Origin of the sequence: Sphingomonas glacialis (assembly GCF_014653575.1) — a bacterium.
Lineage (GTDB): Bacteria > Pseudomonadota > Alphaproteobacteria > Sphingomonadales > Sphingomonadaceae > Sphingomonas > Sphingomonas glacialis.
This window is the reverse complement of record NZ_BNAQ01000003.1, coordinates 207,820-230,782: the sequence shown is the minus strand read 5'-3', so window position 1 is coordinate 230,782 and position 22,963 is coordinate 207,820. Positions and strand designations below refer to the sequence as shown.

Genomic DNA, 22,963 nt, shown 5'->3' with positions numbered 1-22,963 from the left:
CCTAGCCTCCGGGCCATGAACATGCCGGTGAGAGACGGGGTCCGCGCGCTGACCGAGAAGGAGAAGCAGACGCTTCGCCTGATCGTGCGCGGGCACGATGCGAAGTCGAGCGCGCGCGATCTCGGCCTGTCGGTCCATACGATCAACGAGCGGCTGCGCGATGCGCGCCGCAAGCTCGCCGTGTCGAGCAGTCGCGAGGCCGCGCGGATGCTGCTCGCGGCCGAAGGCGGCGGCGTGCCGCCGGCCCCCGATTCTGTGGGGGACACGCCAATCGGGGAAGCCGCGGACGCTGCTCGGGGGGAACAGGAAACCGCGCCGGAGGTCGGCGTGGGGCGGGCACACCGCCAGCCCCGGTTCCTCATCGGAGGCTTGCTCATGACGTTTACCCTCGGTCTCTTGGCGCTCGTCGCGCTGCCTCAAGACGCGCCTGCCCCGCCGGGGCCATCCGTCGCTGCAGAAACGCCCGATGCAGCGGTCGTGGATAAAGCGCGGCAATGGCTCATGCTGCTCGACCGCGCGCAGTGGGGTGAGAGTTACCGCGCGACGACGCCGTCGTTCCAAAAGCTCAATACGCTCCAAGTCTGGACAAAGGCGTCCGAACAGGCGCGTGTGCCGCTGGGCGAGATGCTGTCACGCAACCTCGTCAGCCAGCAGGAAGTGCCGACGCCGCCGCACGGCTACCAAATGGTGAAGTTTCGAACCCGTTTCGCCAATAGGACCGAGGCGATCGAGACGGTTACGCTCGAGCGCGAGACGGGTGGCTGGCGCGTGGCGGGGGTCACCGTCGGATAGGCGGTTATCGTCCAACGGCCCGGTCGGAAGCAGCGTTTCGCGGCCGGGCCAGGCTTTCAGGCCTTTTCGCGCTCGAGCAGGTCGGCGACATCGAGCCCGAGCAATTCGATATGCGCGGCGATGCGCGGCCAGCTCGTCTTGACGAAATGCTCGCGCTCGGCGGCGCGGAGCTTCTCGGCCGCGCCTGGGAGCACGAACATGCCGACCCCGCGCCGGACCTCGACATAGCCGTCGTCCTGGAAACTCTGATACGCTTTGGCGACGGTCAGCGGGTTTGCGCCATGTTCGGCGGCAAGCGCGCGGACCGAGGGGAGCTGGTCCCCAGCGCGAAACTCGCCGCGCAGGATCGCGGCCGAGATCGTCCCGCGCAATTTGATATAGACTGGGCTGTCTTCGCTGTTCAGGGCTGTCATGCTGCTATAATACAGCAACCGCCAAAAAGGTCCACACCTCAGCCCTTCCAGTGAGAAATAATCTTGCTCGTATCCGGGCGGGGGCGTTCTTCTAATTGCTTGGCGGGTGTTCCGAGAAAGAAGAAGCCGACGATCCGTTCCGGGGCCGCGCCGAACGCATCGCGCACCGCATCCGAAGCGCTTGCCCAGCCGGTCAGCCAGCCGCCGGCAAAACCGAGCGCGTGCGTCGCCTGGAGCAGGTTCATCGCCGCGGCGCCCGCCGACAATTGCTGCTCCCACAAGGGGATAGGGCTGTCGACGCGCGGCGATGACAGCACCACCACCAAAGTCGGTGCCTGGTGCGCGAACTGTTCGAGCGATTCGAGCTCCTTTGCCGACGCGTTCGGACGCTCGGCGCGACAGGCGTCGGTGATCACGCGGGCGAGCGCGGCGCGCTGCTCGGGCGCGACGATCACGAAGCGCCACGGGGCGAGTTTGCCGTGGTCGGGGACGCGCGCGGCGATCTGCAGGATCGTGTCGAGCTGTGCCGCATCGGGCCCCGGCGCGACGAGATCGCGCGGTTTTCCCGAGCGGCGCGTGGCGAGGAGCGAGAGCGGGGTGGACGAGTCGTTGAGCATCGCCGCGCTGTAGCGGAACGCGCGCATATTTACACCGTCGTCCAAGCCGCTAGTCTCAACGGTAACAAGTCGGCGCCGAAGGTAGCGGCGCACGGACATTCAGGGAGCTTTCGTACATGGTGGACACCCCGACCGCGGATACTCCGCGCGAGCCGGATATTAGCCACGTCAATCCGGCGGCGGGCGAGACCTGGTTCGGACATCCGCGCCAGCTTGCGCGGATGTTCACCACCGAAATGTGGGAACGCTTCGGCTATTACGGCATGCGCGCGTTGCTCACGCTGTATCTCACCAAGCATTTCGTCTTCGGCGATCGCGCCGCGACCGGGCTGTACGGCGGGTTCACCGCGCTCGTCTATCTGACGCCGCTCGTCGGCGGGTATCTGGCGGACCAGTATCTCGGGTCGAAGCGCTCGGTGAAGTTCGGCGCGATCATGATGGCGGTCGGGTATTTCACGCTCTGCTTCGGCGGCCAGACAGCGGTGCCGTTCGCGACGATCGACGGCCAGCGCTATAACGTAACGGTCGAATCCACAGCCGGGACCGAGCAGCGCTACATCACCGATCAGGGCAAGCGGCTGCAGGTGAAGGGCAATGACGACGGCACCGTCTCGCTGCTCGCCGCCGATGGCAGCACCGCGCGCACGATCGAAAAGGACGGCTTCAAGTCGGATGCCGAGCGCAGCCCGCTGTTCGTCACGATCATGCTGCTCGCGCTCAGCCTCGTCTCGGTCGGCAACGGATTCTTCAAACCCAACATCTCGACGATGGTCGGCGAATTGTACGCGCAGGGCGATCGACGCCGCGATTCGGGCTTCACGATCTTCTACATGGGAATCAATCTCGGGTCGCTCGCCTCGCAGATTCTCTGTCCGATCCTAGCCGAGACGTTCGGCTGGTGGGCGGGCTTCGGCCTTGCCGCGGTCGGCATGCTGATCTCGTTCACGTTGATCCAGTTCGATGGCGGCAAGCTCAACGGATACGGCGAACCGCCCGTGCGGAGCGGGCCCGACCGGACGATCCCGATCTTCATCGGCGCGCTCGTTGCGGTTCCGGTGCTGTATTTCCTGTTCGTCAATTTGATGAACTCGGTCCCGCCAGTGCCGGGTTCGGGCTTTATCGGCTATCTCGCGTCGCTGTCGTTGATGGGCAAATTGCTGTTCGGCACCTTCCTCGTCGCGATCCCGGGCATCCTGATCTGGTCGTTCGTGATCGGCGACAAGCGCGAATTCCAGATGATGCTCGCAGCGATGGTGCTGATCATCTTCAACGTGGTGTTCTGGACGCTGTTCGAGCAGGCCGGCTCGTCGCTGACGCTGTTCGCCGATCGCAACACCGATTTGCGGCTGTTCGGCGATTTCGCGATCTCGGCGCCGCAGACGCAGTTCTTCAACGCCTTCTTCATCGTCACGCTCGCGCCGATCATGAGCATCCTCTGGACCACGCTCGCCAAGCGCGGGCTCGAGCCGTCGATCCCGGTCAAGTTCGGCATCGCGCTGATCGGCGTGGGGGCGGGCTTCCTGTTCCTCGTGCTCGGCGCAGGGTTCGCCGGGCCGGGCTTCCAGGTCGGCATCTGGTGGCTCGCTGGCTTGTACCTGATCCACTCGGTCGCCGAATTGTGCATCTCGCCCGTTGGCCTCTCGATGATCACCAAGCTGTCGATCGCGCGGATCGTCGGGCTGATGATGGGCGTGTGGTTCCTGTCGATCTCGTGCGCGCAATATGTCGCGGGTATCGTCGCGCAGTTCGCCAGCGTCGACACCGTCGGCGGGCAGGTGACCAACCTCAAGGTCAGCCTCGACACCTATACCGGTACCTTCACGACCATCGCCGAAGTCGCGATCGTGCTCGGGGTCGTGCTGCTGGCCTTGTCGTGGCCGCTCAAGAAGTGGATGCACGGCGTCAAATAAGGGGGAAAGACGATGGACGGCACGGAAATGGTGATCGCCGCGGCTGCGGCATTCGTTGGAACGCATTTCCTGCTGTCGCATCCGTTGCGCGCGCCGATCGTCAAGGCGATCGGCGCGAACGGCTTTATGGGCGTGTATGCGCTGGTCGCCTTTGCGACGCTCGGCTGGCTCGCGCATGCCTATAAGATCGCGCCTGCGAGCGTGCCGCTCTGGGCGGTCGGCGAGGGCATCTGGGGTCCCGTCACGCTCGTCATGCTGGTGGCGAGCATCCTGCTGATGGGCTCGCTGCTCGGCAATCCCGCGCTTCCCGGACCACCGACCGCGACCGCGCCTGCCAGCGCGCGCGGCGTGTTCAGCATCACGCGGCATCCGATGATGTGGGCGTTCGCGCTGTGGGGGCTGTGCCACATCGCGGTCTATCCGATCGCCGCGAACATCGTCGTGGCGGTGGCGATCATCGTGCTCGCGCTCGTCGGCGCGGCGTTGCAGGATCGCAAGAAGGAAGCGCTCCAGCCCGCTCTATGGCGCGACTGGGAGGGCAAGACGAGCTACTGGCCATTCGTCGCGATCGCGCAGCGGCGCGCGGCGTTCGGTGGCTTCCGGCCGCATGACATCGCGGGCGGCGTGGTGATCTGGCTCGCGGCGACCTGGGCGCATCTGCCGATCGCGGGGGTCGCAGCCGGGGTGTGGCACTGGATCTACCGCTAGCGGCCTTTTCCCGAGGCAAACCGACCCACCGTTCGCCCTGAGCCTGTCGAAGGGCCCAACGCCACTTGCCGACCGTCGGCGGGTTCAAGGCTGGACTTCGACGGGCTCCGTCCGGACGGAATTGGCGGACCGCGCCTCGATCAAGGGAAGCTAGCCGCGCTGCGCGTCGATCACGGCTTTGCCACCGGCGCGACGACCGCTGCCGGCGCTTTGGCCGTGGGTTGTGCGGGGACGTCGGGGATAAGCAACCCGGCCAGCGCCGCCGACATCAGATTGGCGAGGCTCCCCGCCGCCAGTGCCTTCAAGCCGAGCCGCGCGATCATCGGGCGCTGGTTGGGGGCGAGGCTGCCGGTCACCGCCATCTGGATCGCGATCGACGAGAAATTGGCGAACCCGCACAGCGCGAAGGTCACCACCGCGATGGTATGCGCGCTGAGGCCCTTTTGTGTGCCGAGGCTGATATAGGCGACGAATTCGTTGAGCACGATCTTCTGCCCGAACAGCCCGCCGGCGATCTGCGCTTCGGTCCACGGGACGTTGAGCAGCACCATGATCGGCGCGAACACCGTGCCGAGCAGCCCCTGGAAGCTCAGCGCCGGATAGCCGAACCATCCGCCGATTCCGCCGAGGATGCCGTTGGCGAGCGCGACGAGCGCGACGAAGGCGAGCACCATCGCGCCGACCGCGACGGCGAGCTTGACGCCGGTCTGTGCGCCCTGCGCCGCCGCCATGATGATGTTGGCGGGTTTTTCCTCGTCGTGGCTCGCATGCGGCATCGGTTCGCCGGGGACGCCCTCGGGTAGCAAGGCGGCGGGCCCCTGGCCGCTGATCCGCGCCTCGGAGAGCTGGATATTCTCCTCGGGATGGTCGCCGAGCGGCAGTTCGCCCTGGCGGACGGGCTCGTCGGGCATCATGATTTTGGCCATCAGGATCCCCGCCGGCGCCGCCATGAAGCTTGCCGCCAGCAGATATTCGATGCGGATCCCCATCGAGGCATAGGCCGCGAGGATCGTGCCGGCGACGCCCGCCATCCCGCTGGTCATCACCGTGAACAGCTGCGCCGGGGTCAGCCCGGCGAGATAGGGGCGGATGACGAGCGGCGATTCGCTCTGCCCGACAAAGATGTTGGCCGCGGCGCACAGCGCCTCGACCTTCGACACGCCGATCACCGCCTCGATCGCACCGCCGAGCCAGCGGACGATGAACTGCATGATGCCGAGATAATAGAGGATCGACACCAGGCTGGCGAAGAAGATGATCACCGGCAGCGCCGCGATCGCAAAGCTGTTGCCGCCGATCTCGGGCTTGGCGAGCGGGCCGAACAGGAAGTCGACGCCGTTATGCGCATAGCCGAGCAGGTTCGCGACCCCGCCCGACAGGAATTGCAGCGCCGCGACGCCTGCCGGCACCTTCAGCACGAGCACCGCGATCGCGACTTGCAGCGCGAACGCCGCGCCGACGACGCGCAGCCGGATCGCGCGCCGATTGCTCGACAAAGCGAAGGCGATCAGCAGGATGACCGCAATTCCGGCGATGCCGATGAGAAGACGATTCATGTGGGTCGTTACTCGCGTTGAAACCGGCACGCGGCCCCCCGCGCAAGCGCGCCACCATACAGCGCCGCGCGGCGGGGGCTAGTGGCGGTTTGCTCTGCGCGCGAAACCGGCTAGCGTCGGCGCGATGAACACAGCTGCTTCTCCCGCGGTCGGCGGTATCCCGCGCTCGCTCTTCGCCTTCTCGATCTTCTACGGCGGGATGGTCTGCATCGCGGGCGTGCTCGGCAACAAGCAAGTCTCGCTCGGGCCGATTTCCGCGATCGGACCGGTCTTCGGCCTGGGGCCGCTCGCGGTCGAGGCCGGGATCTTCGCCTTCCTCTTGCTCGTGGTGACGTCGAGCGCGGTCGCCGAGCTGCATGGCGGTGCGGTCGCCAACCGGCTGGTGCGGATCGGCTTCGTTCCGCTGTTGGTGTCGATCCTGCTGTCGTGGATCGTCTGGATCCTGCCGCCGTCGCCCGCGATGCTGCCCGCCAATCGCGATGCGATCCAGCTCGTGCTCGGCGCGACGTGGCGGATCTGGGCGGGCGGGATCGTCGCCTACGGCGTGTCGCAGACGCTCAACGTGACGATCTTCGCGGCGCTGAAAGGCCGCGAGGGGAGCAGCTTGCTGTGGCTGCGCGCGGCGATTGCGAGCATGCTGAGCCAAGTCGTCGATACGTTGCTGTTCGTTACGATCGCGTTCTACGGCGAATTCCCGATCGGCCAGCTGCTCGCCGGGCAGATGCTGATCAAGGTGATCCTGTCGGCGCTGCTCGTGCCGCCGGCAATCTATCTCGCGGTGGCGATCGGGCGGCGGCTCGATCGCGGCTGACATATCACTCCAGCTTTCGCTGGGGTGACGGATTGGCTATGGGCGCGAACATGACCGATCATTCCCCTGCGCCCGAACTGCTCGCCAAGGCAGAAACGCTGGTCGAGGCGCTGCCGTACATGCAGCGCTACGCCGGCAAGACCTTCGTCGTGAAGTACGGCGGGCACGCGATGGGCGACCCCGAGCTCGCGCGCGATTTCGCCGAGGATGTGGTGTTGATGAAGGCGGTCGGGATCAATCCGGTCGTGGTGCACGGCGGCGGGCCGCAGATCGGCGCGATGCTCAAGCGATTGGGGGTCGAATCACGCTTCGTCGATGGCTTGCGGGTGACCGATGCCGAGACCGCGCAGATCGCCGAAATGGTGCTGGCGGGGTCGATCAACAAGGAAATCGTCGGCTGGATCGGCCAGGCGGGCGGCCGCGCGGTCGGCATTTCGGGGAAGGACGCCAACCTCGTCGTGGCCGAAAAGGTCGGTGGGCGGCGCGAGCCCGATCCCAATTCGGGGATCGAGCGGCACGTCGATCTGGGCTTCGTCGGCGATCCGGTCGCGGTCAACCCGTCGATTCTGATCAACCTCGCGCGCGACGGCTTCATCCCGGTGGTGGCGCCGGTCGGGCTCGGCGCGGATGGCGCGACCTATAACATCAATGCCGACACGATGGCCGGTGCGATCGCCGCCGCACTCGGCGCCGAACGCCTTTTCATGCTCACCGACGTGGTCGGCGTGCTCGACAAGGCGGGTGCACTCGTCACCGATCTCGATCCCGCAGCCGTCGCCGCGCTGCGCGCCGACGGCACGATCAGCGGCGGGATGATCCCCAAGCTCGAGACCTGCGTCCATGCGGTCGAGGGCGGGGTCGATGCCGCGGTCATCCTCGACGGGCGCGTGCCGCATGCGATGCTGCTCGAAATCTTCACGAAGCGCGGCGCCGGGACCCTGGTTCGCCGTTGAGCGTTGCGCCTCGCACGGTCTGCGTCGCTAGGGGTGTTCGCACCTGCGGTAGCGCGCTAGAACCGTGATGAACACCACCCGGAGACGCGCGTGATTACCATCATTCAGATCCTGCAGGTGTTGATCGACGCGGTCACGCTGATCGTCATCGTTCAGGTGATCCTGTCGCTGCTCGTGTCGTTCAACGTCATCAATACCTACAACGAAGTCGTGCGCTCGATTTATACCGGGCTCAACCGCGGGACCGAGCCGCTGTATCGCCCGTTCCGCCGGATTCTGCCCGATTTCGGATCGATCGACCTGGCACCGTTCGCGGTGCTGCTGACGCTGCGGATCCTCAGCATCATCCTCAATAATCTGGCTGCCCATATCCTGAGCGGCACGCCGCTCTAAGGCGAAAGGCGCTAGCATGACTGCCGCACTCATCGACGGAAAGGCGTTCGCCGCCGGCTTGCGCGAGCGCGTCGCACAGCGCGTCGCGCGCTTTGTCGAACAGGCCGGCCGCGCGCCGGGGCTCGCGGTCGTGCTCGTCGGTGACGACCCCGCTTCGGCGGTCTATGTCCGCTCGAAGGGCAAGGCGACCACGGCGGCGGGCATGGCGGGCATCGAGCATCGCCTCCCCGCCGACGTGCCGCAGCAGGCGCTGCTCGATCTCGTCGATGCGCTCAACGCCGATCCCGCGATCGACGGGATCCTCGTCCAGCTGCCGCTGCCCTCGCATATCGACGAGCAAGCGGTGACGACACGGATCGACCCCGACAAGGATGTCGACGGCTTCCATCCGGTCAATGCCGGGCGCCTTGCCACCGGGCTGGAGGGCTTTGTGCCGTGCACGCCGCTCGGCTGCCTGATGCTGCTCAAGGACCAGCTCGGGGATCTGTCGGGGCTCGACGCGGTGGTGATCGGCCGCTCGAACATCGTCGGCAAGCCGATGGCGCAATTGCTGATCGCCGAGAGCTGCACCGTCACCGTAGCGCATTCGCGCACGCGCGATCTGCCGAGCGTGGTCAAGCGCGCCGACATCGTCGTCGCGGCGGTCGGGCGACCGCAGATGGTCAAGGCCGAGTGGCTCAAGCCCGGCGCGACGGTGATCGACGTCGGCATCAACCGCACGCCCGAGGGCCTGGTCGGCGACGTCGATTTCGCGGGTGCGCTCGACGTGGCGGGGGCGGTGACGCCCGTACCCGGCGGCGTCGGCCCGATGACGATCGCGGTGCTGCTGCGCAATACGCTGATCTCCGCCGAACGGCGCGAAAACGTCGTCGGTGAGGGCGCGCTTTGATCGAACTCTATATCTCGTCGCTCATCACCTTCTTCGTGGTGATCGACCCGCCCGGCTGCGCGCCGATCTATGCCGGGCTGTCGTCGGGCGCCTCTCCTGCCAATCGCCGGGCGATGGCGATCCGCGCGGTGCTCGTCGCCGCCGCGATCCTGTTCGCCTTTGCCGCATTCGGCGAAGTGCTGCTCAAGTCGCTCGGCATCAGCCTCGATTCGTTTCGCATCGCCGGCGGGATCATGCTGTTCCTGATCGCGCTCGAGATGGTGTTCGAAAAGCGCACCGAGCGGCGTGAGGATCGCGCTGCCAAGGTCGCCGCGACGCCGGAGGTCGAGGATGTCTCGATCTTCCCGATGGCGATGCCGATGATCGCGGGGCCGGGGTCGATCGCGTCGGTGATGCTGCTGATGAGCCGCAACCACGGGCTCGAGCCGATCGCCGTCGTGCTCGCCGCGCTCGCCACGATCCTGGCGCTGACGCTCGCCGCCTTGCTGGCAGCGGGGCCGATCATGCGCGTGCTCGGCGCGAAGATCGAAGCGGTGATCACGCGGCTGCTCGGCGTGCTGCTCGCAGCGCTTGCGGTGCAGTTCGTGATCGACGGGGTGAAGCAAAGCCTCGGCTGATGAACGACAAGCCCCTCCCCTTCAGGGGAGGGGCTGGGGGTGGGGAAGTGTCTCGCAGAGACCTAGCCCAAGCGGATACGTCCCCACCCCAACCCCTCCCCTAAAGGGGAGGGGCTTAAATCGTCAGTCCTTGATCCGCCACAGCCGCAGCGGCGACTTGGCCGGCATCGGCAGTTCCTCGAGCCAGTCGAACGTCTTGCGATGCGCGAGCTGGTCGTAGAAGCCGCCGGGCGCGCGCACGCGGTAGATCGTCGATTCGGCCATGTTGGGGCAGACCAGCAGCAGCGTCGCACCGTGGCGCTTGGCGATCGCGCGGAAATTCTCCGGGCTGCCCGAGAAGGCGTGCTGGACATCGAGAATCGCGGCGCCATTGCGGTGATACGGGCCCGCGACCGCATCGTGATGCGTGATCGTGATGATCCGCGGCCCCAGATCGACGAAGCTGAAGACCGTCTGCGCGGGATAGCGATCGAGCGGGCGCAATGCGGTCATCGTCGGGCATTGGCCGCTCGCGCGGTCGATGATCTGGACGCGCTTGCTCGGTCGGTCGATCGGCAGGAAGCGGATCGCGAGCCCGGCGAACAGCCCCGAGCCGATCACCACGACCGCCGCCACCGTTCCAAGCACGCGCACCAGCGCCGAGCGATTACCGAGGAGGCTAGGGACGAGCAGCCAGCCGAGTGCGACCGCGCCGGGCACCGAGAGCATTTGCGCCGCGGGCCCCGCGCGCGCCTGCCACAGCAGCAGCAATGCCGCGCCGGTGACGAACAGCAATACCGTTGCCCAGGCGCCACGGAGCTCGGTCCCGCGCGCGCGCCACGTCGCGACTGCCGCGCCGATCACCCCGACGATCGGCATCGCCGCGACGGGAAAGGCGACGCGGAACGGATGGCTGTAGATCGGCTTGGCTTCGCGGATCATGTTGAGCCAGTTCTTCTGCAGCTCGGGCGAGGCTTGTTCGGGACGGCCGAGGCATTGCGGGAAGACAAGCGCAAAGCCGACGACGATGATCGCCCCCGCCGCGATCGCCAGGCCAAGCCGGACCCAGCGGTTCGCCGGGTTTGCCCAGCCCAGTGCGAACAGCAGCGCGCCCGCCATCACCATCACGCTCAGCCAGACCGGCGTCAGCGCGTCGCAGCGCAGCACCGCATCAGCATAGGAGGCGAACAGCGCATAGCCGAGTCCGCTGCCAGCGCCGAGGCACAGCGCGTAGATCGCCAGCCGCGGCGCTTCGCTACGGTCCCAGATCCAGCGCAGCGTCAGGATCAAGCCGGCCAGCGCGGCATAAGGCAGCATCTCGAGCCCGATCGTCAGCGACACCGCGCTCGCCACGCCGACGATCGCCCCGCCGCGCGCGCCCTTGGGGTCGGACAGGCCGGCGACCGCGAGGCTCAGCATCGCGAGCTGCCAGCCGTGATGGTCGATCCGCTCGGGCATATACATCATCATCGTCGCCGAGCAGCACAGCAGCAGCACGATGCCGAGCGGCCAGGCATAGACGCTGACGAGGCGGCGCACCGTCGCGCCGATGCCGAGCATCACGATGCCGAGCGGCAGCAACGGTGCTATGCCGCATGCGAGCATCTCGGCCTCGCGCGGCCCCACGAACGGGCGCAGCAGCACGATCAGCGCGGCGAGCGGCAGATCGACCAGTCGGCTCCAATGCATGTCGAAGCCGAGCGGTGGATTGAGCCGGTACTGGCGCAGATCGTACCAGCCCTGCCCGCCAAGCCAGGCGCGGACTTGCATCAGCCGCATATTGTCGTCGGTGTCGCCGAGCTGGAGGTAGTGAATCCCGGTCCAGCGTTGCGCGACATAATAGATCGCGATGCCGACCCATGCGATCAGGCTGAGGCGGACCCAATCCCGATCGAGCGTCCGCGCCACTGTACCGTCAACCATGTAAAACGCTTTCCTCGGGTCTCTCCGCCCTCTAGTGGCGCTATCGTAAAGGGCAAGCCAACGTGACAGCGATCCAGCGACAGATTGAGAGCCTGCGAGAGAACCCGCTCGTCGGGCAGCTCGTGCGCTTCGGGATCGCCGGTGTGATCACCACGGCGATCTACTCGGCGGTCTATCTCCCGCTGACGCACTTCGTGTTCGAGCAGCGCCACGCGGTCTATGCCGTGCCCTTCGCCTTTCTGGTGGCGGTGACGGTGGGGTTCTTCCTGCACAGCCGGTGGAGCTTCAAGGGGCACGGGTCGCGCGATCCCGGTCGGATGCAGCATGTCAAATTCGTCTGCGTGCAGGCCTCGGGCGTGCTGTTGAACGCGCTGATCACCTGGATCGGCACTGCCAAGCTGGGGTATCCGGCATGGGTGCCGCTGCTGCCCGCGGTCGCTTGCGCCACCGTCTTCACCTTCTTCCTCAATCGCCAATTGGTGTTCAAATAAATGGACCGCATCGTTTACGACCGCATGGCGGCGCATGATTCCACGCATTGGTGGTATCGCGCGCGGCGCGACATTCTCGCCGACTATCTCGTGCGCGAGGGTGGTTTGCCCGAGGATGCGCGGATCCTCGAGATCGGCTGCGGCACCGGGCACAATCTGCCGATGCTCGCGCAGTTCGGGCGGGTCGAGGCGATCGAGATCGATCCCGCCGCGCGCGCGATCGCGAGCGCGCGGCTCGGCGCGCCGGTGAGCGCGGCGCCGCTCCCCGAATTGCCGGGCATCGAGCGCGGCGCCTATGACCTGATCGCGGTGCTCGACGTGGTCGAGCATATCGAAGATGATGTCGCAGCGCTGAAGGCGATGGGCGAATGCCTCAAGCCCGGCGGCAAGATCCTGATCGCAGTGCCCGCGCATCAGTGGATGTGGAGCGCGCACGACGTCGTCAACCACCATCACCGCCGCTATTCGAAGGCGACGCTCGCCGCGGCGATCGGGAAGGCCGGGCTCAAGCACAATGGGCTGCGCTGGTTCAACTCGCTGCTCTTCCCGCTCGCGGCCGCATCGCGGATCGCCGGGCGGCTGCGCGGCAAGGACGACAGCGACGATTCGCCGCCGCACCCCGCGCTCAATGCGCTGTTCGAGCGGATCTTCCGGCTCGAGCGGCATCTCGTCGGGCGCGTGCCGCTGTCGCCAGGGGTTTCGATCCTGACCTTGGCGTCGCCGAAGGAGGGCTGACGCTAGATTTCGGTTCGTGCTGCGCTTGTCGAAGCACTGCTTGCAGCAGGCGCGGTCGCCTGCGGAGCGGCGTGCCCTTCGACAGGCTCGGGGCGAACGGGCAGGGGCTCGACTTCCGCGCGATACCCCAGCGTCGCATGACCCTGGATCGGCCCCACCACATCGGCGACCAGATAGAGCGGCCGGCGCTTCGATTCGACATAGAGCCGGCCGAGATATTCGCCGATCATCCCGAGCACGAACATCTGGAACGCACCGAGCAGCACGACGACGAGCATCGTCGAGGTCCAGCCGGCGACCGCGCTGCCGCTGAAGAAGCCGATCGCGATATAGAGGAACAGCAGCAGCGACGCCGCGGTCAACGCGAGCCCCAGATGGCTGGCGAAGCGCAGCGGCGCGGTCGAGAAGCCAGTGACCGCGTCGAGCGCCAGCCGGATCATCTTGGCGAGCGGGTAATGCGTCTCGCCGGCATGGCGTTCGGCACGGTCGTACGGGAAGGGGACCTGGCGGAAGCCGACCCACGCGACCATCCCGCGGATGAAGCGCGCTTGCTCGGGCATCGCCAGGAACGCGTCGAGCGCGCGGCGGCTCATCAGCCGGAAATCGCCGGTGTCGAGCGGGATCGCGGTGTCGGTGACCCGGTCGAGCAAGCGATAGAAGATCGCCGCGGTGAGCTTCTTGAACGCGGTCTCGCCCTCGCGCGTGCGGCGCACGGCATAGACGACATCGGCTTGCTGCGCCGCCATCGCCGCGCGCATGTCGCTGAGCAATTCGGGCGGATCCTGCAGATCGGCATCGATGATCAGGATCTGCGCGCCCGAGCACAGATCGAGCCCGGCGGTCAGCGCGAGCTGATGCCCGTGGTTGCGCGACAGGTTGATCACCACGAGCCGCGGATCGGCGGCGGCGAGGCGCTGCATCACCGGCCAGCTCTCGTCGCGCGACCCGTCGTTGATCAGCACGATCTCGTAATCCGTGCCGACTGCAGCGTGCGCAGCGGCCGAGACGCGTGCGTGCAACACGTCGAGGCATGCCGCTTCGTTATAGCAGGGAATGACGATGGAGAGCGCGGGGCGGATCATGCGGCAGGTTTAGCGCCGCTTTGCCGCTACGTCATCGCCTATCCGCATCACGCGCCCCGCGCCGGCGTCACACCTGAGCCCGCGCGCGCTCCTCGGCGAGCCGTTCGAGAATGACCAGCGGCACCGCGCCGTTGCGCAGAATTTCATGGAATTGCCGCACGTCGAACTTCGCGCCGAGGATCGTCTTGGCCTTGGCGCGCGCGCGCAGCCAGCTGACATGGCCGATCTTATAGCTGCACGCCTGTCCCGGCATGGTGCAATAACGGTTGATCTCGCTCGTCGCGCGCGGGGGCGGGAAGCCGGTGATCTCGACCATATAGGCGATCGCCTTTTCGCGGCTCCAGCGCTTGGCGTGCATGCCCGTATCGACGACGAGCCGGCACGCGCGGAACAGCAGCGACTGGTAATAGCCGATCCGCGCGAGCGGATCCTGGTCGTACACACCGCTCTCGTCGGCGAGCTGCTCGGCATAGAGCGCCCAGCCCTCGGTATAGGCGTTGAAAAAGCTCGTCTTGCGGATTAGCGGCCCCGCGGCGCCTTGCGCGATGCTGATCTGGAGGTGGTGGCCGGGAACGCCTTCGTGATGCGTCAGCGTCGGCAGCCCGTATTTCGGCCAATCGGTGATGTGCTTGAGGTTGATCCAATAGATTGCCGGGCGCGAACCATCGAGCGCGGCGCGGTAATAATAGCCGTTCGACGCGCCGTCCTGGATCTCGACCGGCACGCTGCGGATCTCGAGCGGGGCGTCGGGCGGATTGATGAACAGCGTAGGCAGACGCGCCTGCATCGTCCGCACCTGACCGTTGAGGCTCGCGAGCAATGCGGCGCGGCCTTCGGGCGTGTCGGGAAAGAGCTGTGACGGCGTGGTGTTGAGCGTGTCGAGCCGTGCGCTCACGCTGCCGGTGGTCAAACCTTGCGCCTTGAGCAGCGAATCGAGTCTGGCGCCGATCTCGGCGACTTGATCGAGCCCCATCTGGTGGACTTGATCGGGGGTGAAATCGGTCGTCGTCGCGCTCGCCAGCGCGGCGGCATAGAGCGCGTCGCCATTGGGGACCGACCACAATCCGACATCGGTCCGCGCGGTGCGGCGCAGCCGCGTGACGAGCGCGATTTGCCGGTCGAGCGCTGGATAGACGGCTTCGGCAACGATTTTGGTCGCGCGGCCGGCGTAATCGCCGGGCAACTTGGCAGCCGTCGTCCGGCGCGTGAGCGAGGTAACGAGTCCGCTCTCGGCGGGGGCAGGCTTGCGCACCGCCGCCATCTGCCCGAGCGCGAGATCGAGCGCGAAGGCGGGGGCGAGCAAGCCACGCTTGGCCGCTTCCTCCTGCACGGCATTCTCGCCATCGAGCACGCGCGCGAAATCGGCGAGGCGGTCGAGATAGGCTTCGGCATCGGCGGCATTCGCGACGACATGGCGCGAATTGAGGAAGTCGGGGACGCTGAAATAGGCGCCCTGCTGCTGCGTGATCGCATAGGGGCGCTGCGGCGAGCCGACGCCGAAGCGCGCGGGGCCGACTTCGCGCTGGCGCAGCGAATAGAGCACCACTTCGCGGTCGAGCTTGCTCGCCGGGGAGAGCGTCGCAGGATCGATCGCGTCGAGCGCGGCGATCGCGCGGCGTGTCCGAGCGAGACCCTGCGCCCGATTGGCGAGCGAGGGGTCGTCGAGCCGGTGCTTCAGCGCGGCGTTGGCGCCCTTGTCGAGCCCGAGCTGCGTCGCGCTTTCGGGGCTTTCCTGCAGCCCTTCGGCGAAGATCCGGTCGAACAGCGCCGCGAGCGCAGCATCGCCCGGCGCGGCCGCGATCGCGGCGCGGGCAGCGGCGGCGGGAAGAAGGGCGAGCGCGCCGAACACGCTCGTCGAACACAGAAAATCACGCCGGTCCATCATCATCCCTTTGTCTGCCCGCAGCGCAGCCTAACGGCTCGCCCTTGGCGCGCAAGGGTGTCGGTCCGGCGGCGGCGTACTAGACGCGCGTCACAGCGTTAACCGCGTCGGCGGCGCGCAGCGCGGCGATGACGTGCATCAAATGCTGGACGTCGTGGACCTCGACATCGATCGTATTGGTGTGGAAGCCGGTATCGCGGTTATCGAGCCGCAGATTGACGATGTTGGCCTTTTGCGCGCCGATGATCGTCGCGATCGTGCCGAGCGCGCCGGGCTCGTTCTTGACCTCGACCGAGATCCGCCCGGTCGCGCCCTCGGTCTTGTCGCCCCAGGAGAGGTCGACCCAATCGGTATCGTCGGCGGCACCGAGGATCGGGCAATCGATCGTATGAACTTCGATCCCGGCGTCGGGGCGGCGCAGCCCGACGATCCGGTCGCCGGGGACGGGATGGCAGCATTCGGCGAGATCGAACGCGACGCCCGCGGTCAGCCCACGAATCGAGATCGCGCTCGACTGCGGCGGCAAATCACGCATTGCGTCGACGCCGGCCGAGCCTGGCATCAACGCTTCCATCACCGCGGCGTCGGGAATCCGGCGGCGCGCGATCGCCTCGAGCAAGGCGGCTTCGTCGGACACCTTGAGACGCTGCATCGCCATCGCCTGCGCATTGCCGGCGAGCGGGGCGGGGAGACGCGAGACCAGCTCGTCGTACATCTTGCGGCCGAGCGCTTGTGTCTCGATCCGCTCCTTGTGGCGCAGATGCCGCCGGATCGCGGCGCGCGCCTTGCCGGTGATCGCGAAGTTGAGCCAGCCAGGCTGCGGCTCCTGCGCCTTGGACCGCAGGATCTGCACCTGATCGCCATTGTCGATCACGGTGCGCAAGGGGACCACGCGCCCGTTGATCTTCGCGCCGACCGCCTGATCGCCGAGATCGGTGTGGACGGCATAGGCGAAATCGATCGGCGACGCGCCCTTGGGCAGCTGATGCAGCTCACCCTTGGGGGTGAAGGCGAAGATGCGATCCTGGTACATCGCCATCTTGGTATGCTCGAGCAGCTCTTCGGGGCTCTCGGCATTGTCGAGGATCTCGACCAGATCGCGGATCCAGCTGACTTGTGAGTCGGGCCGGACCTTGTCCTGCTTGTACGCCCAGTGCGCGGCGAGCCCGAGTTCGGCCTCTTCGTGCATGGCGCGCGTGCGGATCTGGATCTCGACGCGCGTATTGTCGGCATGGATCACCGTGGTGTGCAGCGAGCGGTAGCCGTTGCGCTTGGGGGTCGAGATGTAATCCTTGAAACGCCCCGGCACCATCGGCCAGCGGCGGTGGATCACGCCGAGTGCGGTGTAGCACGCCTCTTCATCGGGCACGATCACGCGGAACGCCATGATGTCGCTGAGCTGCTCGAAGCTGATGTGCCGCTCGGCCATCTTCTTCCAGATCGAATAGGGGTGCTTTTCGCGCCCCGACACGTCGCCTTCGATTCCCTGGCGGCTGAGCAGCAGCTTGAGCCCCGACCCGATCTTGGCGATGCGGTCCCCACCGCCGTCCTTGAGCTGGGCGAGGCGCTTGGTGATCGATTCGAACGCCTCGGGCTCGAGCTGCGCGAAGGCGAGCGTCTGCATCTCCTTCATGAACTCGTACATGCCGATCCGCTCGGCGAGCGGCGCGTAGATGTCCATCGTCTCGCGCGCGATGCGTTTGCGCTTGTCGGGATTCTTGATGAAATGCAGCGTGCGCATGTTGTGCAGCCGGTCGGCAAGCTTGACCAGCAGCACGCGGATGTCGTCCGACATGGCGAGCAGGAATTTGCGGAGGTTTTCCGCGGCGCGCTCGTTCTCGGTCTGCGCTTCGATCTTCGACAGCTTGGTGACGCCATCGACCAGCCGCGCGACGCTTGCGCCGAACAGCCGGGTGATCTCCTCGGGGGTGGCGACGGTGTCCTCGATCGTGTCGTGGAGGATCGCCGTCGCAATCGTCTCGTCGTCGAGATGGAGGTCGGTCAGGATGCCGGCGACTTCGATCGGATGGCTGAAATAGGGATCGCCATTCGCGCGCTTCTGCGATCCGTGCGCCTGCATCGAAAAGACATAGGCGCGGTTGAGCAGCGCCTCATTGGCTGAGGGATCGTACTCCAGGACACGATCGACGAGTTCATACTGACGCAACATCTCAAGCCAAGATGGCGTCACGAAGTGTTGCTTTGCAACATGTTTGCGCGAATCGCAGAAAAAAGCCCCTCTCGCACGCTTGCGAAAGGGGCTTCGATCGGTCTGTAGCCACGCTTATTTGGCGCGGGCGTTGCACTTGGCGAGCGCGTCGGCATCGAGCGGCTGGCCGGCAATCGCGAAGGCCGAAAGCTTGCCGGCACGCTGCGCGATCATCTCGCACACGATGCCTTCGCGCTGCGGACCCTTGTTCGCGGTGAAGGCGGTGTCGTTCCACTTCCACACGGTACCGTTGGTGATCAGCATCGTCTTGGCGGGCGCAGCGACCGGCGTCGCGGCATAATACGGTGCAGCGTCGGCGGCATGCGCGACGGTCGGTACGAAGGGGAGCGTCGCCACGAACGCGGCGACGGCAATCGGAAGCGAACGGATCATGGGGAGACTCCTTGCCTTGTCAGTTTCGATCCGCTACCTAAATGCTGCAGTTGCGAGTTGCAAGTCAAAACGTAGTTTTGCTTCCCCCTTTACCTATAAATGCGTTAGGGTTTCCGATTATGGATGCAAAGTTGCGCGAGCCCTTGCGGGATTTGGTGGAATGCAGCCTCCCCGCGGCGCTCGAAGCGATGGGCGAGCGCTGGAGCTTCATGATCCTGCGCGCCGCGTTCAACGGCCTGCACCATTTCGAGGAATTCCAGTCCGAGCTCGGGATTGCGCGCAACATCCTTGCCAATCGGCTGGGGCGGTTGGTCGAGCATGGCATTCTCACGCGCACCGCGGTCGCCGCCGACCGGCGCAAGATCCAGTATGAGCTGACGGAGAAGGGCGCTGCGCTGTTGCCGACGATGCTCGCGCTGCGGCAATGGGGCGAACGCTGGGAGACGGGCTTTCGCGCCAGCCCGGTGCTGGTCGACAAGCGCGACATGCGCCCGATCGCCCCGATCGACGTGCGCGCGTGGGACGGCCGCGTGCTGACCAAGCACGAATTGCTCTGGGCACTGCCCGAGGATGTTGATTATGGTGAGAACGGATTACGCGCAGCGGAGTGACAATCCGCGCGCGACGGTAAAGGGGAGGCTGGCTTGACTGTAGATTCTTCCACGTTTCTTGCGTAACCTCGCCCGCGTGCCGAGCCTCCACATCCTCGCCAATCCGGCCCGTTTTCTGAAGCTTGCGCGTCCGCTCACGCCCGTCTTGTTCTGGCTCGGCGTCGGGCTCATCGGCATCGGCGTCTGGGGTGGCCTCACGCAAACCCCGCCCGACTATCTGCAGGGCGAGACCGTCCGCATCCTCTATATCCATGTGCCGACCGCTTGGCTCGGCATGGGCGGGTGGAGCGGGATCGCGGTCTCGTCGCTGGTTTTTCTCGTCTGGCGGCATCCGCTCGCGATGATCGCCGCACGCGCGATCGCGTTGCCGGGGGCGGTGTTCGCCGGGCTGTGCCTCGCGACGGGGTCGATCTGGGGTCGCCCGACCTGGGGGACGTGGTGGCAGTGGGACGGGCGGTTGACCTCGATGCTGTTGCTGTTCTTCGTCTATCTCGGCTTCATGGCGCTGGTCCGGGCAGATGACGATCGCGGCGGCGATGGGCGGATCCCGGCGCTCTACGGGATCGCCGGATCGGTATTGCTGCCGATCATCCGCTATTCGGTGGTATGGTGGAATACGCTCCACCAGGGGCAGAGTATCGGCCTCACCAAATCGACGATCGATTCGTCGATCCTGTGGCCGCTATGGTTCACGCTCGGTGGGTTCACCTTTTTCTTCGCAGGGATCGTGCTGATGCGGATGCGCACGATCCTCGCGCGCACCAAGGCCGAGGCGCGGCTGCGGCGGATGGCCAATGTCGTCGAGGTGACTGCATGAATCCCTGGCCGTTTGTGACGGCGGCGTATGTGTTGACCGGGGTCGTCTCGGTTGGGCTCGCCGTGTGGAGCTTTCTCGCGATGCGCGGCTGCGAAAAGAAATGAAAGCCAAGCATCAACGCCTCACGCTTGTCCTGCTTGCGATCGGTGCGGTCGGCGGGGCGAGTTTGCTCGCGCTCTCCGCGCTCAAGGACCAGGCGGCGTTCTTCTACGCGCCGGGCGACGTCAAGAAGGACGGCCTGCCGATCGGGCGTGCGGTGCGACTTGGCGGAATGGTCGCCGATCATTCGATCCAGCGGCTCGCCGATGGCGTTTCGATGCGCTTCGTCGTGACCGATGGCGTCGCCACGGTGCCGGTCGCCTATAAGGGCATCGCGCCCGACCTGTTCCGCGAGAAATCGGGCGTCGTCGCCGAAGGATCGTTCAACCCCGACGGCAGCTTCACCGCGACCAATCTGCTCGCCAAGCATGACGAGAAATACATGCCCCCCGAAATCGCCGGCAAGATGCACGAGACGAAGACGTTGCAGCAATGAGGGCGCGCCGTTCGTCACGCCATGCTTCGGCACCCCGGGCGCGCGCCGGGGGCCACCGCGCCGCACGTGCAGCGCTCGTTGCAGGGTGGACCCCGGGACGACCCCGGGATGACGGCCAAGGGGCGGCACTGTGATCGCCGAGGCTGGCCTTGCCGCTCTGTGGTTCGCCGCTGCGCTCGCGCTGTTGCAGTTCGTGCTGGCGGGAATGGGGGTCTGGCGCTCCACCCCCCTTCGCGCTGAGGCGACAGGCTCGGCGCGAACCGACGCGGAAACCACGCTCACCGCCGACATCATCGCCGCGGTCCGACCGGTCGCGGTGGTGCAGGGCGTGCTCGCCCTGTTCGCGATGCTGCTGCTCATCACCGTGTTCGTGCGCAGCGACATGTCGGTGCTGCTCGTCGCCGAGAACAGCCATTCCGACAAGCCGATGCTCTACAAGATCGCGGGCGCGTGGGGGAACCATGAAGGCTCGATGCTGCTGTGGGTGACGATCCTCGGCATCGCCGGCGCGGCGGTCGCGCTGTTGGAGCGCAGCCTCGCGACCCGCACGCTGATCGCGACGCTCGGCGCGCAGGCGGCGATCGCGCTCGGCTTCTACGCCTTCCTGCTGTTTTCCTCGAACCCGTTCGCGCGGCTCGACCCGGCGCCGGCCGATGGCAACGGGCTCAACCCGCTGTTGCAGGACCCCGGCTTGGCGTTTCATCCGCCGACGCTCTACATCGGCTATGTCGGCATCTCGATCGCTTTCTCCTTCGCGGTCGGCGCGATGATCACGCGCGATGTCGGCCCGGCGTTTGCCCGCGCGATGCGGCCGTGGGTGCTCGGCGCGTGGATCTTCCTGACGCTCGGCATTACCGCGGGATCGTATTGGGCGTATTACGAGCTCGGCTGGGGCGGCTGGTGGTTCTGGGATCCGGTCGAGAATGCCTCGCTGATGCCGTGGCTCGCGGCGACCGCGCTCCTCCATTCGGTCAGTGTGCTCGCGACGCGCGACGGCTTGCGCGCCTGGACGCTGATGCTCGCCGTCGTCGCGTTCTCGATGTCGATGATCGGCACCTTCCTGGTGCGTTCGGGCATCCTCACCAGCGTCCACGCCTTCGCGGTCGATCCGACGCGCGGGTCGTTCATCCTCGCGCTGCTCGCCATCTATATCGGCGGCGCGCTGCTGCTGTTCGCGCTCCGCGTCGGCACGGTGAAGCAAGGCAACACCTTCGACGCGGTCAGCCGCGAGGGCGCGTTGATCGTCAACAATCTGCTGCTCTCGGTGATCCTCGCGCTCGTCCTGCTGTTCACGCTCTATCCGATCGTCGCGGCGGGCTTCGGGACGCAATTGTCGATCGGCAAGCCGTTCTTCGACAAGTTCATCGGTCCGATCGCGCTGGCGCTCGGCGTGGTGATGGCGATCGGGCCGATGGTGCGGTGGCGGCGCGACGATCCGGGCGTGGTGCTCGGGCGGATGATCGCACCCGTCGCGGTGACGGGCTTCGCGCTCGTTGCCTTGGTCGCGCTCGGCGGCGGGATCGCGTGGCTGCCGCTGTTCGGACTGGCGCTCGCGATCGGGCTCGCGGTGGCGAGCGTGTTGCCGCTGTGGGGGCGCAACCTGCGCCGCACGCCGCTCTTCACCTACGGCATGGTCGTCGCGCATCTCGGGATCGCGGTGAGCCTGGCGGGGATGGCGTGCGACGCCGCCTTCACGCAGGAGACGCTCGTCGCGGTGCGCGTCGGCGAGCCGTATCGCGCTGGGCCATTCAGCGTGACGCTCGACGGGATCAAGCCGGTGGTGGGCCCCAATTGGTCGGCGCTCGAAGCGCGGCTGAGCGCGCGGCGTGGGGCCGATGGCGCGGTCTTCTATCTCCGCCCGCAATCGCGCTTCTTCGCCAATCCGGTGACGGTGACGAGCGAGTCGGCGATCGCGACGCGCTGGGACGGGCAACTCTACACCGTGCTCGGTGAGCCCGACGGCACCGGGCGGTGGCAGCTGCGGCTGTGGTGGAAGCCGTTCGTGACGCTGATCTGGTTCGGCGGCGCGCTCGTCGCGATCGGCGGCGCGCTGTCGCTGCTCGGGCGCTTGCGCCGCGAACGTCGCGTGCGGGTGCGCGAGGCGTACGCATGAAGCGCTGGCTGATCTGGGTGCCGTTCGCCGTCGCGCTGGGCTTGCTCGCGCTGGTCGGCTGGGGACTCTACAAGCCTGCGGACCGCACCGTCCGCTCGGCGTTGGTCGGCCAACGCTTGCCGCAATTCGCGCTCCCGCCGATCGTCCCGGGCAAGCCGGGGCTCGCCACCGCAGCGTTTGCGAAGGGCAAGCCGCGCTTGCTCAACGTCTTTGCCAGCTGGTGCATCCCGTGCATCGCCGAGGCGCCGCAATTGCTCAAGCTCAAGCAAGCCGGGGTCGAGATCGACGCCGTCGCGATCCGCGATACGCCCGCCGCGATCGCCGATTTCCTCGCGCGCAATGGCGATCCTTACGCCGCGATCGGTGACGACAAGACGAGTTCGGTCCAGCTCGCGCTCGGATCGTCGGGGGTGCCCGAAACCTTCGTGATCGGCGGCGACGGGCGAATCGTACTCCAGCATGTCGGCGACATCCGCGCCGAGGAGGTGCCGGGGCTGATCGCGGCGGTGAGGAACGCGCGGTGAAGCGGCTGCT

General features: G+C 66.6%; 23 protein-coding genes. 15 read left to right on the top strand and 8 right to left on the bottom strand.

Annotation, left to right across the window (positions count from 1 at the left end; translation table 11 throughout):
• The first annotated feature begins 15 nt into the window (after window positions 1-15).
• Window positions 16-792, top strand: coding sequence for a helix-turn-helix domain-containing protein (locus IE187_RS11755; protein WP_189676416.1), 777 nt, complete (start codon window positions 16-18; stop codon window positions 790-792).
• 56 nt (window positions 793-848) lie between these two features.
• On the opposite strand, the gene IE187_RS11750 is transcribed toward IE187_RS11755, so the two are convergent.
• Window positions 849-1,205, bottom strand: a complete 357-nt coding sequence (locus tag IE187_RS11750) for a GntR family transcriptional regulator (RefSeq protein ID WP_133191401.1) — start codon at window positions 1,203-1,205, stop codon at window positions 849-851.
• A gap of 38 nt (window positions 1,206-1,243) precedes the next feature.
• On the bottom strand, window positions 1,244-1,822 hold the full coding sequence (locus IE187_RS11745; protein WP_189676655.1) for a nitroreductase family protein: 579 nt from the start codon (window positions 1,820-1,822) through the stop codon (window positions 1,244-1,246).
• A gap of 116 nt (window positions 1,823-1,938) precedes the next feature.
• Between IE187_RS11745 and IE187_RS11740 the strand changes: the two genes are divergently transcribed.
• Window positions 1,939-3,732 carry a peptide MFS transporter gene (locus tag IE187_RS11740; RefSeq protein WP_189676415.1) on the top strand — a complete coding sequence of 598 codons (1,794 nt, stop codon included), beginning with the start codon at window positions 1,939-1,941 and terminating at the stop codon, window positions 3,730-3,732.
• Window positions 3,733-3,744: 12 nt separating this feature from the next.
• Window positions 3,745-4,440: an NnrU family protein gene (locus IE187_RS11735; RefSeq protein WP_189676414.1), complete on the top strand. Its 696-nt coding sequence runs from the start codon at window positions 3,745-3,747 to the stop codon at window positions 4,438-4,440.
• A 170-nt stretch (window positions 4,441-4,610) separates the two neighbouring features.
• Here IE187_RS11735 and IE187_RS11730 read toward each other — a convergent pair whose 3' ends face one another.
• A complete protein-coding gene (locus tag IE187_RS11730; RefSeq protein WP_189676413.1) occupies window positions 4,611-5,996 on the bottom strand; it encodes a NupC/NupG family nucleoside CNT transporter in 1,386 nt (461 codons plus the stop codon).
• 124 nt (window positions 5,997-6,120) lie between these two features.
• On the opposite strand from IE187_RS11730, the gene IE187_RS11725 reads away from it, so the two are divergent.
• The 5 genes from IE187_RS11725 (at window position 6,121) to IE187_RS11705 (ending at window position 9,659) form a co-directional block, all read left to right on the top strand.
• Complete coding sequence (locus IE187_RS11725) at window positions 6,121-6,807, top strand: queuosine precursor transporter (RefSeq protein ID WP_133191405.1); 687 nt, start codon at window positions 6,121-6,123, stop codon at window positions 6,805-6,807.
• Window positions 6,808-6,857: 50 nt separating this feature from the next.
• Complete coding sequence (gene argB, locus IE187_RS11720; protein WP_133191406.1) at window positions 6,858-7,760, top strand: acetylglutamate kinase; 903 nt, start codon at window positions 6,858-6,860, stop codon at window positions 7,758-7,760.
• Between the two features lie 90 nt (window positions 7,761-7,850).
• A complete protein-coding gene (locus tag IE187_RS11715; protein WP_133191407.1) occupies window positions 7,851-8,153 on the top strand; it encodes a YggT family protein in 303 nt (100 codons plus the stop codon).
• A 16-nt stretch (window positions 8,154-8,169) separates the two neighbouring features.
• Window positions 8,170-9,042, top strand: a complete 873-nt coding sequence (gene folD / locus IE187_RS11710; RefSeq protein WP_189676412.1) for a bifunctional methylenetetrahydrofolate dehydrogenase/methenyltetrahydrofolate cyclohydrolase FolD — start codon at window positions 8,170-8,172, stop codon at window positions 9,040-9,042.
• Window positions 9,039-9,659 (top strand): MarC family protein, encoded by a 621-nt coding sequence (locus tag IE187_RS11705; RefSeq protein ID WP_133191409.1) that lies wholly within the window; start codon window positions 9,039-9,041, stop codon window positions 9,657-9,659. The genes folD and IE187_RS11705 overlap by 4 nt, the downstream gene beginning before the upstream one ends.
• Window positions 9,660-9,782: 123 nt before the next feature.
• On the opposite strand, the gene IE187_RS11700 is transcribed toward IE187_RS11705, so the two are convergent.
• Entirely contained in the window at window positions 9,783-11,561 is a 1,779-nt protein-coding gene (locus IE187_RS11700; protein WP_189676411.1) for an AcrB/AcrD/AcrF family protein, read from the bottom strand.
• A gap of 62 nt (window positions 11,562-11,623) precedes the next feature.
• Between IE187_RS11700 and IE187_RS11695 the strand changes: the two genes are divergently transcribed.
• The gene (locus tag IE187_RS11695) at window positions 11,624-12,052 is read left to right on the top strand and encodes a GtrA family protein (RefSeq protein WP_189676410.1); all 429 of its coding nucleotides are present in this window, start codon (window positions 11,624-11,626) and stop codon (window positions 12,050-12,052) included.
• A complete protein-coding gene (locus IE187_RS11690; protein ID WP_189676409.1) occupies window positions 12,053-12,787 on the top strand; it encodes a class I SAM-dependent methyltransferase in 735 nt (244 codons plus the stop codon).
• A gap of 2 nt (window positions 12,788-12,789) precedes the next feature.
• Here the strand turns inward: IE187_RS11690 and IE187_RS11685 are convergent, their stop codons facing one another.
• From IE187_RS11685 to IE187_RS11670, 4 genes are all read right to left on the bottom strand, one after another.
• Complete coding sequence (locus IE187_RS11685) at window positions 12,790-13,869, bottom strand: glycosyltransferase family 2 protein (protein ID WP_189676408.1); 1,080 nt, start codon at window positions 13,867-13,869, stop codon at window positions 12,790-12,792.
• 67 nt (window positions 13,870-13,936) lie between these two features.
• Window positions 13,937-15,751, bottom strand: a complete 1,815-nt coding sequence (locus IE187_RS11680; RefSeq protein ID WP_189676407.1) for a DUF885 domain-containing protein — start codon at window positions 15,749-15,751, stop codon at window positions 13,937-13,939.
• A gap of 79 nt (window positions 15,752-15,830) precedes the next feature.
• Window positions 15,831-17,921 (bottom strand): RelA/SpoT family protein, encoded by a 2,091-nt coding sequence (locus tag IE187_RS11675; RefSeq protein WP_133191415.1) that lies wholly within the window; start codon window positions 17,919-17,921, stop codon window positions 15,831-15,833.
• A 114-nt stretch (window positions 17,922-18,035) separates the two neighbouring features.
• On the bottom strand, window positions 18,036-18,353 hold the full coding sequence (locus tag IE187_RS11670) for a CC_3452 family protein (protein ID WP_189676406.1): 318 nt from the start codon (window positions 18,351-18,353) through the stop codon (window positions 18,036-18,038).
• A 119-nt stretch (window positions 18,354-18,472) separates the two neighbouring features.
• Between IE187_RS11670 and IE187_RS11665 the strand changes: the two genes are divergently transcribed.
• The 5 genes from IE187_RS11665 to IE187_RS11645 all read left to right on the top strand — a co-directional run bounded on the left by IE187_RS11665 (window position 18,473) and on the right by IE187_RS11645 (window position 22,953).
• A complete protein-coding gene (locus IE187_RS11665) occupies window positions 18,473-18,964 on the top strand; it encodes a winged helix-turn-helix transcriptional regulator (RefSeq protein WP_133191416.1) in 492 nt (163 codons plus the stop codon).
• Window positions 18,965-19,040: 76 nt separating this feature from the next.
• Window positions 19,041-19,781, top strand: coding sequence for a heme ABC transporter permease CcmC (gene ccmC, locus IE187_RS11660; RefSeq protein ID WP_189676654.1), 741 nt, complete (start codon window positions 19,041-19,043; stop codon window positions 19,779-19,781).
• Between the two features lie 100 nt (window positions 19,782-19,881).
• Window positions 19,882-20,316 carry a cytochrome c maturation protein CcmE gene (gene ccmE, locus IE187_RS11655; RefSeq protein WP_189676405.1) on the top strand — a complete coding sequence of 145 codons (435 nt, stop codon included), beginning with the start codon at window positions 19,882-19,884 and terminating at the stop codon, window positions 20,314-20,316.
• Window positions 20,317-20,446: 130 nt separating this feature from the next.
• Window positions 20,447-22,429, top strand: a complete 1,983-nt coding sequence (locus IE187_RS11650) for a heme lyase CcmF/NrfE family subunit (protein WP_189676404.1) — start codon at window positions 20,447-20,449, stop codon at window positions 22,427-22,429.
• Entirely contained in the window at window positions 22,426-22,953 is a 528-nt protein-coding gene (locus tag IE187_RS11645) for a redoxin family protein (RefSeq protein ID WP_189676403.1), read from the top strand. Before IE187_RS11650 ends, IE187_RS11645 begins: the two co-directional genes overlap by 4 nt.
• The last annotated feature ends 10 nt before the right edge of the window (window positions 22,954-22,963 follow it).

Bases quoted from the DNA above. Each gene is read 5' to 3' on its own strand.
- IE187_RS11755 (WP_189676416.1), top strand. From the start codon at position 16: ATGAACATGCCGGTGAGAGACGGGGTCCGCGCGCTGACCGAGAAGGAG.
- IE187_RS11685 (WP_189676408.1), bottom strand. From the start codon at position 13,869: ATGATCCGCCCCGCGCTCTCCATCGTCATTCCCTGCTATAACGAAGCG.
- IE187_RS11740 (WP_189676415.1), top strand. From the start codon at position 1,939: ATGGTGGACACCCCGACCGCGGATACTCCGCGCGAGCCGGATATTAGC.
- IE187_RS11670 (WP_189676406.1), bottom strand. From the start codon at position 18,353: ATGATCCGTTCGCTTCCGATTGCCGTCGCCGCGTTCGTGGCGACGCTC.
- IE187_RS11700 (WP_189676411.1), bottom strand. From the start codon at position 11,561: ATGGTTGACGGTACAGTGGCGCGGACGCTCGATCGGGATTGGGTCCGC.
- IE187_RS11730 (WP_189676413.1), bottom strand. From the start codon at position 5,996: ATGAATCGTCTTCTCATCGGCATCGCCGGAATTGCGGTCATCCTGCTG.
- IE187_RS11665 (WP_133191416.1), top strand. From the start codon at position 18,473: ATGGATGCAAAGTTGCGCGAGCCCTTGCGGGATTTGGTGGAATGCAGC.
- IE187_RS11745 (WP_189676655.1), bottom strand. From the start codon at position 1,822: ATGCTCAACGACTCGTCCACCCCGCTCTCGCTCCTCGCCACGCGCCGC.
- argB (WP_133191406.1), top strand. From the start codon at position 6,858: ATGACCGATCATTCCCCTGCGCCCGAACTGCTCGCCAAGGCAGAAACG.
- IE187_RS11645 (WP_189676403.1), top strand. From the start codon at position 22,426: ATGAAGCGCTGGCTGATCTGGGTGCCGTTCGCCGTCGCGCTGGGCTTG.
- IE187_RS11735 (WP_189676414.1), top strand. From the start codon at position 3,745: ATGGACGGCACGGAAATGGTGATCGCCGCGGCTGCGGCATTCGTTGGA.
- IE187_RS11680 (WP_189676407.1), bottom strand. From the start codon at position 15,751: ATGGACCGGCGTGATTTTCTGTGTTCGACGAGCGTGTTCGGCGCGCTC.
- folD (WP_189676412.1), top strand. From the start codon at position 8,170: ATGACTGCCGCACTCATCGACGGAAAGGCGTTCGCCGCCGGCTTGCGC.
- IE187_RS11675 (WP_133191415.1), bottom strand. From the start codon at position 17,921: ATGTTGCGTCAGTATGAACTCGTCGATCGTGTCCTGGAGTACGATCCC.
- IE187_RS11750 (WP_133191401.1), bottom strand. From the start codon at position 1,205: ATGACAGCCCTGAACAGCGAAGACAGCCCAGTCTATATCAAATTGCGC.
- ccmE (WP_189676405.1), top strand. From the start codon at position 19,882: ATGAAAGCCAAGCATCAACGCCTCACGCTTGTCCTGCTTGCGATCGGT.
- IE187_RS11690 (WP_189676409.1), top strand. From the start codon at position 12,053: ATGGACCGCATCGTTTACGACCGCATGGCGGCGCATGATTCCACGCAT.
- IE187_RS11725 (WP_133191405.1), top strand. From the start codon at position 6,121: ATGAACACAGCTGCTTCTCCCGCGGTCGGCGGTATCCCGCGCTCGCTC.